This window comes from Pedobacter sp. D749 (assembly GCF_019317285.1).
GTDB lineage: Bacteria > Bacteroidota > Bacteroidia > Sphingobacteriales > Sphingobacteriaceae > Pedobacter.
The window spans coordinates 1,686,304-1,699,619 of sequence record NZ_CP079218.1 but is presented as its reverse complement, the minus strand read 5'-3'; the positions used below and the strand labels follow the sequence as shown (position 1 = coordinate 1,699,619).

Below are 13,316 nucleotides of genomic sequence, written 5' to 3'. Positions count from 1 at the left end.
ATTAGGTTGTTATGGTAGTATTGATGAAAAGTTTTTATTTGGGAAAGCATTATCAGTTCTATGCTTAAATCAACTGAAATCAAAACATACTTCCTGAATACTGATTTGCCCAAACAGGTTATTTGGAGAAGCTAAATGAAGTACATAGTCTTTATCGATATCTATTGACATTAAATACCATCTCTGATTTGAGATCGTTGCGAGATCTTTAAAGATTAGAACACTTTTCGGCTCAATAGATAAGCCCCTTCCATCAGCCTTAATTACTGCCTCTTTAGCCGTCCAATAATGGTAAAATGTACGCAATGGATTGCCTGAACTGTTGATACCCGACCATTCTTCTGTAGAAAATGAGGTATCGAAATCCGCAAAATTTATAGACAATATTTTTTCTATATCGACTCCAATTTTTTGAGTTAGTGATAACGCACAAACAACATATTCAGACGAATGCGAAATATTAAAATCAATATCCGAACCGAAAAAAAATGGCCGACCGAACAGCGAATAAGAAATATCGTCCAGCGATAAATCAAGATTATTGGCTTTTATTGCGGTTCCTAATAGAAGCTTACCAAAAAGAGTTAACAAAGCATCACCACGATTTTTATACTTGAGGATATTATTATGAAATTTTGACGGTAATTCGTTCAAATAGTTGTAAAACCTAGTATTACTTATATCTTCATCACATTTAACGTAAAATAATTGCACCATTGTTATTTGTTGTTAAGAGGAGCAACTGGGATTGTAAAACCCTCCAAACCAAACTGTTGAATAATATTCACTATCTCTTTCGCATGATCGAAAATAAAAAAATGCTTACCTGGAAATTCTTTTATACAAAAGGACAAAGATGTTTCCTTTCTCCAGGCTAAAGCTTCTTCATAAGTTGTTGCTTCTTCAGTTCCAATCAGGCAAGTAATTGATACCTCTAATGGGCCAGCTGTTGCATATTGATAACTTTCGATTGACTTAAAATCTGCACGAAGTATCGGCTCAAATATCTCCATCAATCCATCATCCTCTAGCACTTTATCAGGACTTCCTCCTAATTCTTGCAAATTCTTTATAAATTCTTTTTTCGGTAAAGATGAACGATGTGGGTAGTTGCCAGATACAGAAGGGCCTCCTCTGCCTGAAAGAAAAAGATGCTTTGGCAACTTAAGATTATTATCAGCTAGTTTCTTAGTGATCATATATCCCAGCAACGCGCCCATGCTATGTCCATAAATCACATAAGGTGCGTTCAACCTTGAAAGCATATTCGACAGAAAATCGTCGACCATGTTTTCCATGTTAGTGAGTAACGCTTCTTTATATCTTGCCCCTCTACCGGGTAGTTCATAAGGTATAATATTTAGTTTACTTGGGGCTACTTGAGCAAATTTCTGATAGGAATATTTGCTTGCTCCGGCAAATGGCAGGCAAAAAACATTTAATAATTCCATAGTTTAAATAGGTAAAAAATAGGTTTTAGATTGCGAAACCTCACGGTCTATTTTGTATGATGAGTATAATAGTCATCAAACATATTTTGAAGCAATAAAACAGCATTGTCTTTTTTTGCAGTTTCTCCAGATACTGTTAAATTAAAATAGGGTTTATTTGGCAGATCATTGGGCTTTGACACAAAAATAAATGCACTGCTCGCAACCTGCGTGCCACAACGGCTATCGCCACCAGCCGTTGCACCCGCTCTTAGCGCAATCATCAAGATTTCTTGTATACTTTTCCCTTGGCGCTGTGCTTTTTTTATTGCTATATATATTAGCTTAATAGCCACCTTGCTTGCCAGTGTATTACCTTGAATAGAAAATTCTCTGGATGTTAAAACCCCCTTATTAGCCGGAACATTTTTTCCGGTGTAGGCACGGGCATACCCTGACTTGTTCAATGTTACTACGGCATATTGCTGATCCCATGGGAGGTATGTTTTCCTTTTTAATACATTGAGAATTGCTTGGGAAGAATAACCTGCGTTTATCATCTCGAATCCAATCTGACGGGCATCGTTATTACTTTCCGCTTGTACAATAATAGCCCCCTTACCAGGGATGATTTTTCCGATATTATACACGTCGTCTGTACAGGATGCCCCTGCCATACCAATCTCTCCGGTATTTTTATCTACAATAATTATAGACCAGGTTGCAAATGTTTGAAGAGAAAATAACAATAAAAAAATGGTAAGCTGATAATTAAGTTTCATAATTGATTATTTATTTTGTTTAATTGATTGTTCTATTTCATTATTAATTCGTTCGTTTACCTCTTTATCTTCATAAATTGAAAAGTGGTCGTGCCCTTTTAAGATCTCTAAAGTGAAGCGGGTATTGAGATTATCGATTTTTTTCTTCATAACCCGCACGGCATCTTCTAAATAAAAATTATCCTCAGAGCCTACGTAAATGTGTAATTTACCCTCTAAATTATCTTTCAACGTGGGCCAGTTTTTTACAATAACACTCGATATATCATACTTTTGCCAATTTTTAAATATTTCAGAATTTATAGCCCCAGATTGCCTATTCCACAACTTTTCTGGCCGTCCATTGCTCCCTTTGGTGCTGAATACTGCTTCGAATGAACCCAATTGTTCGCCGTATCCCAGCACCCCCTCCTTATCTGACAATTCTTTATAAGTTATTTTGACATCTCCAGGGGTTCTTGTAAGCACACGTGCCTTACTTCCATCATAAAAAATATTTCCGTTCTTTCCATAAAGGTTTACCTTGTCGAAACTTGTAAAATCCACTGGATCTGGTGCTATTGCCCAAGCACCTCCAAAAACTTTAGGATAATTTATCTGCAACCACAAACTTGACCATCCACCCGAAGAGTGTCCTTCCAGGAACCGTGCTCTGCCATCTTTTAACGCCCTATAGGTGTCCTCAATAAATGGAATGATCTCAGTGATTAATGAAGTCGCTCTAGGGCCATTGTTTTCTGAATCTGCGAATACGTGATGACCATAAAATGATTCTGGATTCAGTACAACATATATTTTCTCGATATTTTTATTATTTACATAAGTACCACTATTTTCCACTGCGTCGTAATGTGTTCCCCCGTAACCAGGGATGACATAAACTGTTGGATAATATTTATCTTTTTGTAACCAGTATGATGGCGGAAGTATGATAGCTGCTTTTACAGTGGTCGGCGAATGATAAAAATCACTAAGTAATTTGCTTGGCACAGATAGTTCTTTAATAAAATTTGTTGGTTCAAAAGTTTTTTTCTGGATCACATGATCAATTGCGACGGTTATCACGGTATCCTTACTAAAATCTATAAGAACAGGAACGCTATATGTATTCTTGGGTGCCATTGAGTATGATCGCTCTACAGTATTTATATTCAAAATTGCTTGTCCAAGATAAATCCCTTTGGATATCTGATTCAATTTAGAAGGGTATCCTAATGCACTACTATCCAAGATAAGTGTTTGCCCCTTTTCGACATTGACAAAATCTTTCGAAAAAAAAGGTTCCGGGTTAATGTAATCGGGATAGAAAATTGCGTCCTTATTGAGAACCTTGGATTTTAGTATAAAATAAAGTTTTGCAGAAACAGGAAAGGTTGATCCGACTGAGTCGCATTTCACGACTATTTTGGTAATCTGACAGAGAGCACTTTGAAAGAGGTTACTACAGATAAAAATTAAGAGTACAATTAATCGTTTCATAGGGTTATAATTAAAATTTAGTATAGATTATTTCTTTTTCACCAAACAATCGCTCAGCCACAATTCCTTCAGCAATACATTTATTAACAAGCATATCTGACTGTAAAATTGGGTTAGATTCAGGAGTATATTTAATACTGCTGATAAATTCGAGCCATGGTTCCTGGCCCATCGCATAGACATAGACCTCTTTCGGATTAAAAATCTCAACCAATGTGTAGCCTTTGGTAAAATTAGAACCTGCCAATCTGCGTGTTTGATCTTTGTCTCTGGAAAAATCATCTGTTAATAATGGACCGTATAACCATGTCAGAGGTGCCCCATCACATTCCATCCCTAGAAAAAGAACATCAATATCCCCTATTATTTCATGCACATTATTATAAAGCATGGGTTCGATAATACAAGAATCAGCGGCAAATAACATAGAAAATTCCCCCACCCTGACGTGATGGCATATTTTAGTTTGAATATTCAAGTCGCTGTGTTCTCCTATAAAAGGTAAGCCGGTTATAATGCAACCTTTGAACTCAATGGATTCCATCTCACCGATCTCTATCACATTTTTGAACCCAACATTTTTAAAGACCAACGCCAAATTTGGATCCTGCAAGGATCCACTTGTAGACTTAGGTACGACAATGTTCTTGATTTTATGCCTTAATGGCAACAGTGTTTCAAATAAAATATGATCCTGATGGTTATGGGTGATGAGTACATAGTCAATGATGTCAGGTAGGTCAAGGTCGGAGAACCTTGCAACATCGGTCTGATAACCGTAATAGCTAATCAGAGGATCAAGTAAAATACTGATCTCGTTCGTTTCTATCAAGATACATGCATGACCAAAATAGCGCATCCGTATTTTATCACCTTCATATTTTTTATACTTTTCAGGCTCTTCTAAAGTGAAAAAGGATTCAAATAAAGCTTCCTGATTTGTGTCTATACTCAATAGTTTTTTAATCTGTTCATAGGAACCAGCTTGCTTTTTCATCTTGCTAAGATCATCTATCAGCGAACTGGCAAACGGTATTTTTAAATTTATAATATCTTCCTGATCTAGCCTGGGCGTACTTAAACAGAAAGGACGTTCATCATTATTCGTTAGCCACAATGCAATACTTTGGGAGGATTCTTTGTAATACTTACTGTTGTACAGAAGAAATTCAAAAAACCTATAGGAGGGATTACAATTTAGATCGTAAACCAACTCAACATAACCTTTTAGGATATCAGGTACCATAGCGTATAAGGGTTCCATGGAGTAGCCGGTAGCCTTACTCCGCAATAGTGACTCCAGATCCTTGATCGCCTCGGAAAATTCAATAAGATCCTTCTGTTCTGAAAGGGTTTCATTTTTCAGACTGATAACTTTATCAACGTCCCCCACTTTGATATCCATAAATGGGCCTCCTTTCATTTTCGGATTGTTAACGGCGGCTAAATGTACCTGTGGTGCTTGGATAAAAGAATTGATTATTTTCATGTGTCGCCCCGTGATGTTCATCGCGGCAGTTGCAGGTGAAATTAAGTGAGTCCAGGCATACCACCTATCAACTAATGGCTCAAATACTAAGTTGGATTTTAAATAAACTTGTTTATCATTCATATATGATTAGGTTAATTTTGGAGAATAAAACTGGCTTACTATCCTAAGCTAAACGGTCCTTTTTTAACTTTGCATTAAAGAAATTACAATGTTGAAATCGTCGAAGGGGAAGCGGGATAATCAGCTACTATAATACCGCATTCAAATTTAATTATCCGATCTGCTTGAGAAAAGTACTTATCGTCGTGAGTAACAGCAATTATAGTTTTTCCCGAATCTCTCAGTTTTGGTAGGAAAAATTCATAAAAATATTGCCGATAATGTGGATCCTGTTCAGCAGCCCATTCATCAAAAACCATAATTTCTTTATCTTCCATTAGAGCAAACAACATGGCTAACCTTTTTTGCTGCCCTTTGGATAAACGAGTTTCGAAAATGGATTTATCTATTTTTACCACATCAGCAATATTTAAATCATGTAAATAATTTTGATTAACATCTTGATTCCTTGTAAAATCGAAGTCGTTATAATTTTCGCAGAAAAGATAGTTAGTTGTAAAAATTGCGGAAATTGAGTCAGAAAGATCTTTGAGGTTGACCGGGTTTATCTCCTTCCCGTTATAATATAGACTGCCAGATTTCGGTTGATATAAACCGGTTATCAAACTTAAAAAAGTACTCTTACCGCTTCCGTTTCCACCAGTTATAAATAATATTTCTCCTTTATTTATTGTTAAACTTAATGGTCCCAATGTAAAGTTTCGCTCACTAAATTTGTCATTGTATTCGTAGTAAACATTATCAATATGCAATTCCTTAAATTTTTCAAAGGTTCTAGTTTCTCCTTTGCTCAAATCCTCATGAACTGGTTCTGAAAAAAAGGAAAAAATTTCGTTTACTCTTTCCAATGCTATTTTAACTTCGGTGTAAAATGGCACCAATAATATAAGAGTTGCCACAGGACTTATCATATAAAGTATCGTGACAATGAAAATAGTTATTTGTTGTGGATCAATTGTTGAAAGTTTGGGTAACACGAAAATCAACATTCCTAGAATTATATACCAGCTATAACTTCCAAATAGTTCATTATTCAGATAATTAATGGAGGTTTTAATCCCAATTTCCTTCCCTTTTAGCCGATTCTGCCGGATATAATTATCGAAGAGTACGGCATTTCTTTTACTGCTCATTTTAATATCCCTAAAACCGAATAATAAATCTTTCAGGTAACGGTAATAGTCATTCTGAAGATCCCTGGCAACATTCATTTTCCCCTCAATACTCTTATTATTAAACAGATATATAAAAAGCAAGCCAAGCAGGGCTACCAAAATAGATGAACCTATTAGATATGACTCATAAAATAAATAAAACAAACAGCAGCAGATGATGACAAATGAATTTATAGAATTGATAAAAACTTCGGGAAGGCGTGATAAAATTCTTGTATCTGCTATTGCGGAATAAACTTTTTCTTCTCCTAGCTTTTCAAACTTCTCTAAACCTACTTTTCTTAGCTTATCAATTAATAACAATTCATAATCTGCCATTATTTCAAATGAAAGCCTGATCAGGTAACTCTGAAAGAGTTTGCTGATAAAAAATGACAATAATATAAAAATAGAAAAAACGAGCCATCCAATATTAGCAGGAACCAGATTTCTTTTGCCTGAAATTGCATCATTGATAAAGATTAATAGCCCACTATAAAAGGCGCTATTAACCAGCCCAACAAGTATAAGGCGGGCATAGAAAAAGACAGATTTTTTTCTAAAAATTTCTAAAATATTCATATTGCTTTGGTATTATTTTGGGAGGTGCCCTGATAATTAAGATTGTTTTTCATTTGATATATTGGTAGATTGATATAGTCTTTTATTTTTCCCAAAATTTCGATATACTCATCTATCATTTTTGCAATTGATTCCGCATTGAAGAGCTCCTCTCGATAATCGCAAGTTAATTCGTAACCATTTGCGTACTCAATAAAAGTGAAGTTGATGTCAAATGTCGGAGTACCTGTATTGCAATGCATTGGCGTAACATCTGTTGGGTCAAGATTGAGAACATGATCCTTTTCCATATTCATTAGATGTAAGAACACCTTACCTATTTTAAAGAATGGTATGTCCAAATCATCCAGTAATCTTTCAAAAGGGTAGAATCGGTTATCTAATGCTTCTGCCCCATTTGCTGAAATCTTCAATGCATTTTGCAAAAACGTATGATTTTCATCAATATGATTTCTTAATATTAAGGTATCTAAAAACCAACCGAAGATCTTATTTACATCCTCGTCTTCCCTGATAGAGGTGGGAGTTCCAATTACCAGGTCCGCTTGTCCGGTTAAAACAAAAAGGTAGGTGTTTAAGGCGGTCAATAAGATGTTAAATAAGCTTAAATCATATTTTACCGGTATTTCACGGAGATCGTTAGCGAGCTTGCCAAAAATTTTCACTTTGTAAGACGCGCCGGTCAAGGGTTTCGCTGAAAATATGACGCCATACAGTTGTGAAACATCCCGCGGATTAATCTGAAAAAACTGTTCCACCTCCTTATGTAAATGATTACGGTATGATGGAATTTTGATCGATATTGATGAAGGAATAGCATAGTCATACGGAAGATCAATAATGGGTAGGTTACTGCCTAACATATTACGCCAAAAATCTCTGTAAATATTAAAACTACCTTGATTTAACTGTTCCTGTTGCCAGTGAGCATAGTCTTTGTATTGAATCCGAAGTGGCGGCAATACATCTTGAGTAGAGCTATTTTTATTATATAAAAAAGCCAGTTCTTTTTCAACTATTGTCATTGACCACGCATCACAGATAATATGGTCAACGATAAAAATTACAAACGAAGTATCATCTTCAATGTTGATAAGATTCACGCTAAACAAGGGACCTTTTAAAAAATCGAATTTTTGTGTTGCCAGCTTATTCCTAATTACTTTAAATTGGCCATATCTATCCTCCCGTTGCCGTAAATCGTGATATTCAATGTTAAATTTAAATTCTTCGGAAGGAATTATCCTCAACTTTGGCTCGCCGTTGAGACTTAAAAAAATGGTTCTAAGTGCTTCGTGTCTTTTGATTATCTCATTAAAAGCGCTTTTTAGTTTTTCAGGATCGACGTCCTGAATCTCAAAAACACGGGCCATATTAAATACAAATGGCTCTCTAAGGTGCATATACTTAAAAAAAAGTCCTTTTTGTCCGTGAGACAAATCATATACATTAGCGGGTTGGATCGGGTTAATTATATTTACTTGTAGTTTTTCTGATGTGCGGATAATTTCTGCAAGCGCGCTTATTGTTGGGTTAGAAAAAATCTCCATCAGGCTAAGTTTTATATTAAAACTTTTTTCAATTCTAGAAACTAATTTTATTGCATTTAGGGAATGTCCTCCTGATCCAAAAAAATTCTCCTCCACGTCCAAAATATCTTTCAATAGAATTTCACCCCATATCTCGGCCAGTTTATATTCAGTATTATCCGAAGGGGGATTATACTGTTTCGTCGCTCTTTCTGGTTTCTTGCTCCTCAATTGATTATGATCAGCTTTTCCATTGTTATTAACTGGCAGTTCATTTAATACGATAAAGTGATCTGGAATCATGTAAGCAGGAAGATGCTTAGCAGCTAGCGTTCTAAGCCGCGGCTCGATATCGCTGTTGTCAGACAATATATATGCGGTAAGTTCTGGATCTCCAGCATCCCTATTTAATATGATAACTTGCTTAACATCAGGATCTGCTCCCAAAACTTGTTCAATTTCAGTTAAGTTGACCCTATAGCCTCGTATCTTGATTTGATTATCATCACGTCCTAAATATTGCAACTCGTTATTTAAATCCCATTTGCCAAGGTCACCTGTGTTATACAGGCGCTCAGTTGTAATTGATCTCCTGTAAATAAATTTTTCAGTTGTTAGCTTGGGATCATTGATATATTCTCGAGCTAAACCAGCCCCCTCAATATGAATATACCCCACTACGCCTTGTGGCACTAACACGCCATCTGAATTAAGCAAATATATTTTAGTGTTAGCTATTGGCTTTCCTATGCTGATATTCGTATTCTCATTTTTTATTTTTTTCACGGAACTTCCTACCGTAGTTTCAGTTGGTCCATATTCATTATAAATATTAATTTCAGTATTAATATTCCATAGTGTACTTATATGACTTGGTAACAGTTCTTCGCCACCAATTATCACATTTTTAATTTTAGTAGGCCTAATAGCAAAATAGCTTAAGATGGTTATTGACGATGGTGTCAGCTTTACCGTATTGACATCTGCCTTACCGAAGAAGACATTTTCAAGCAAATTATCTATCGGTGCATCTTTAAATATTGTAAGTTTATCGCCCCTCAACAACGTAGAGAAAATACTTGTTAAAGTCAGATCAAAAGAAATAGAGGTAAAAAAAGCAAAATGATAGCCACATTTATTTCCAAAATAATATTCGTTGGCCCAGAGCAAATAATTCACAAAACTACGATTTTCGATGGCTACCCCCTTTGGTGTTCCGGTGGAGCCAGATGTATAAATAATGTATAGGAGATCAGAAGTATCTGTACTAATTTTATATTGAATATCTCCTTCAGGCAGGCTATAAGTTTGTACATCTAATGCAAAAAGATGATTAATTGCAAAATCTATATCAAATAAAAATTCCGATTCTGTTAGTAAAGCAACTGCATTGGAATCTTCCAAAATATACTTTATTCTTTCCTTTGGATTTTTAGGGTCAATCGGTAGAAATACAGCACCAGTTTTCATTATCGCTATAATAGCTGCAATTAAACATTCAGAGCGATGGGCTAATATGGCAACTACATCTCCTTTTCTTACCTTAAAATTTTGTTGTAAATAAGCCGCTAGTTTATTCGCTAAACTATTAAGCTCTCTATAAGTGAGTGCTCGATCATCTGTAATAGTGGCAATTGAATCTGGACAATCTAAGCTCTGTTTTTCTAACAGTGTAGTTAGCGATACCGCGCAATCCTGAAAATCATGTTTCGTATTGTTAAATTCAGCAGCCTGTACTATTTCGATATTCGGAATTAGATTGATATCGCGGATTTTTTGATCGGGATTGGTAACTAACGATGATATTAACTCCTTAAAATGTGCTAATATTTTCTCAATGCGTATCCGATCAAACAGATCAGTATTGAATTCAAGATAAAGCGTTAAAGACTTTTCCTGAATGAATTTAAAAGACAAATCGTATTTCGTCGTCAAAAACTTATTATCTACAAGTTCTATAGAAAGTCCGTCCATTTCTGGATTTCCCGTATGTGTTTCCATATCCTGAAACTCTACCAATATGTCAAACAAAGGGGAACGGCTTAGATCCCTCGCTAAATTCAACTCTTCTACTAAGAGGTCAAAAGGATATATCTGATGACTAAAGCCATCCATTACATGCTCTCTAAGTATGTCTGCATACCCATTAAAGGTAATATCCTCTTCCAACTGAGATCGAAGAACTAAGGTATTAACAAAAAATCCAATTTGATCTTGCAATTCGGGATGCTCGCGTCCGGCCACGGTTGTTCCGATCGTTATATCTCTTTGTCCGGTGTATCTGAACAGCAATACCTTAACCGCTGCCAAAAGCGTAATAAACAGGCTGGAATTATTTGTTATTGTTATTTTTTTTATAGCTAGTAATTCTTTTTCAGAAAAATCCAACGATAAAAATTCGCCATTATAAGTCTTTATAGGGTGTCTTTCTTTATCGGTAGGAAAGTCAAGAACGGGTAACTCTCCGGCAAATAGGTCAATCCAATATTTTTTGTGTTCTGAACCTCCATTTGATTTAATTACATTATTTTGCCAGGCTGAGAAGTCTTTATATTGAATACGCAGTGGCTTTAAAGGATTGTTTTCCCCTTTAATAAAAGCATTATATAATATGATCAGTTCTGTTTTTAAAACACCCAGAGATTGTGCATCTGCAATGCTGTGATGTATAACGAACAAAAGAAAATAGTTCGATTTGTTATTAATTATTTTACATCTGAGGAGAGGTCCTTTTTTTTCGAGATCAAATGGAGAATTAATTTCAACAGAAAAAAAATCGTCCAAAATTTCCGCCTCAGCCCCGGGAAAATCAACAATTTCCGGTTGGCAGGTATAACTTTCATCGACCACTTGTTTTGGTTCGTCGTTTATTGAGATGAAGTAGGAACGAAGGATTTCGTGGCGATTAACAAGAACCTCAAATGCTTTATTAAAAGCATCCACATTTAAGGTATTGTCAAATTTATACGTAAAGTAAATATTATATAATGCTGTTGTTTTTTCTAGTCTATTAAGAATCCATAACCTTTTTTGTGAATGCGAAACTTCATAATAGTCCGACTTTGGTACTAAAGGAATTTTTTGATATTTATCATTTTCTGAAACCGCTATTAGGGCGCTTAAACCTTTTATAGTGGGATTATCAAACACATTTCGGACACTAATTCTGACACCAAATTGTTTATAAATTAAAGATGATAATCTGATTGCTTTTATAGAATGCCCGCCAAGCTCAAAGAAATTATCCGACAGTCCGGGCCGATCACTATCGAGAATATTTTTCCATATTATTTTTAATTTCTCTGCGATCTCAAGCTGATTGGTATCCATTGGTTTCGAAATATCTGGCTCATGTTCAACCAAGGTCACCACTTTCTCTTCCTCACTTATACCTTCATCAACTTTATGTTGATCAAAGCTACTGTGAAAAACGGCTTCGTAGGGGGCTTTTATTACTTCGTTTGCAATAGATAAAAAATCTTGAACAATTTGATTTATGCGATCTTTTGTGTATTTGTTTTCATTGAATTTAAAACAAATAATGGTTTGACTGCCTGGAAGTATGAGAATATTTAGATCATAACTCGTCTGTTCGAAGTTTTGACCATTAAAGATTTCAAAAGTATTTTCTATTAAATCATTTGCAATAATCTGCTCGCTAATCGGGTAATTTTCAAAAATCAGAATATGATCTATAAGCGGTCGTTTCCGATCCCATTGCACTTGGATTTCCGCTAAAGGATAATGATGGTATTTTTCACTTTCAATTGATCGTTTTTGAATATCTTCAGCTAAGCTCGCGAAATCTGTATTGACTTGAAACCTCACCCTTACAGGTATCGTATTAATGAACAGACCAACTATATGTTCAACTCCAGGTATTTCTGATGGTCGACCAGAAACCACTGCGCCAAACATGACATCGAGTGTATTGTTATATTTAGCCAATAATATTGACCAAATGCTTTGAATGACGATATTGAATGTTACATTGCAACTGATCGCAAGTTTGGTAAGATCATTGGTCAACTGCTCACCCAGCTTTAGTTCAAATGACTCGTTCTGATACCCTCTTTTTTGTTCTGATTTTTTATCTGCTCCAAATATTCCAGTTGGTGTTTCGTACCCATCTAAAACTCCCTCCCAAAACGACTTGGAAATTTTAGCATCTTGCCTTTTCAACCATTCTATATAAGACTGATAGTTATTTGAGACAGGTGGAAGGCGAAAGGAGATATTATTATTCAAGCCGTGATAGATGGTATAAAATTCTTTGCTTAGAATTCCGATACACCAGCCGTCCATAATAATATGGTGATAACTCCAAATGATTTCAAATACATCTGCATGGGTTTGTAGAACTGCTATTCTAATTAAAATATCATTAGTTAAATTAAAGCTCTTTTCTTTGTCCTCAGCTTTATACTGCTCGATGCATTGACTTTTTAATATATCATTCCCTTTTTGACGTAAATCTTTGTATTGAAATTGGATTTCCCTCTCTGTTAATACAACTTGCATGGGGTTAGATACACCTTCATATACGATTGAAGTTCTTAGCGCATCGTGTCTGCTAACTAATTGAGCTACACTTTTTTTAAAAATATCTATATTCAGGACACCTTTTAGCGCATAAGATACCTGTTCGAAATACGCTGAATCTTTTTCATCATACAAAAAGTGAAATAACATTCCTTCTTGCATGGGTGTTAGTGGGTAAACGGATTGTATTTTATTTGAACTCATAT

The 13,316-nt window shown here is 35.3% G+C and carries 7 protein-coding genes; all 7 read right to left on the bottom strand.

Annotated elements, in window-relative coordinates:
• Positions 1-69: 69 nt before the first annotated feature.
• The 7 genes from KYH19_RS06755 to KYH19_RS06725 all read right to left on the bottom strand — a co-directional run bounded on the left by KYH19_RS06755 (position 70) and on the right by KYH19_RS06725 (position 13,314).
• Positions 70-717, bottom strand: a complete 648-nt coding sequence (locus KYH19_RS06755; protein WP_219078080.1) for a 4'-phosphopantetheinyl transferase superfamily protein — start codon at positions 715-717, stop codon at positions 70-72.
• Between the two features lie 2 nt (positions 718-719).
• Positions 720-1,451 (bottom strand): thioesterase II family protein, encoded by a 732-nt coding sequence (locus tag KYH19_RS06750; protein WP_219078079.1) that lies wholly within the window; start codon positions 1,449-1,451, stop codon positions 720-722.
• Between the two features lie 47 nt (positions 1,452-1,498).
• Entirely contained in the window at positions 1,499-2,179 is a 681-nt protein-coding gene (locus KYH19_RS06745; protein WP_219078078.1) for a DUF1028 domain-containing protein, read from the bottom strand.
• Between the two features lie 39 nt (positions 2,180-2,218).
• The gene (locus KYH19_RS06740) at positions 2,219-3,691 is read right to left on the bottom strand and encodes an esterase family protein (protein WP_219078077.1); all 1,473 of its coding nucleotides are present in this window, start codon (positions 3,689-3,691) and stop codon (positions 2,219-2,221) included.
• Between the two features lie 10 nt (positions 3,692-3,701).
• Complete coding sequence (locus KYH19_RS06735) at positions 3,702-5,303, bottom strand: MBL fold metallo-hydrolase (protein ID WP_219078076.1); 1,602 nt, start codon at positions 5,301-5,303, stop codon at positions 3,702-3,704.
• Between the two features lie 83 nt (positions 5,304-5,386).
• Positions 5,387-7,039, bottom strand: a complete 1,653-nt coding sequence (locus KYH19_RS06730; protein ID WP_219078075.1) for a cyclic peptide export ABC transporter — start codon at positions 7,037-7,039, stop codon at positions 5,387-5,389.
• Positions 7,036-13,314: a non-ribosomal peptide synthetase gene (locus KYH19_RS06725; RefSeq protein WP_219078074.1), complete on the bottom strand. Its 6,279-nt coding sequence runs from the start codon at positions 13,312-13,314 to the stop codon at positions 7,036-7,038. The genes KYH19_RS06730 and KYH19_RS06725 overlap by 4 nt, the downstream gene beginning before the upstream one ends.
• Between the last annotated feature and the right edge of the window lie 2 nt (positions 13,315-13,316).

Excerpts from the sequence above, each read along its gene's own strand:
- KYH19_RS06755 (WP_219078080.1), bottom strand. The coding sequence starts at position 717 with ATGGTGCAATTATTTTACGTTAAATGTGATGAAGATATAAGTAATACT.
- KYH19_RS06750 (WP_219078079.1), bottom strand. The coding sequence starts at position 1,451 with ATGGAATTATTAAATGTTTTTTGCCTGCCATTTGCCGGAGCAAGCAAA.
- KYH19_RS06740 (WP_219078077.1), bottom strand. The coding sequence starts at position 3,691 with ATGAAACGATTAATTGTACTCTTAATTTTTATCTGTAGTAACCTCTTT.
- KYH19_RS06735 (WP_219078076.1), bottom strand. The coding sequence starts at position 5,303 with ATGAATGATAAACAAGTTTATTTAAAATCCAACTTAGTATTTGAGCCA.
- KYH19_RS06730 (WP_219078075.1), bottom strand. The coding sequence starts at position 7,039 with ATGAATATTTTAGAAATTTTTAGAAAAAAATCTGTCTTTTTCTATGCC.
- KYH19_RS06725 (WP_219078074.1), bottom strand. The coding sequence starts at position 13,314 with ATGAGTTCAAATAAAATACAATCCGTTTACCCACTAACACCCATGCAA.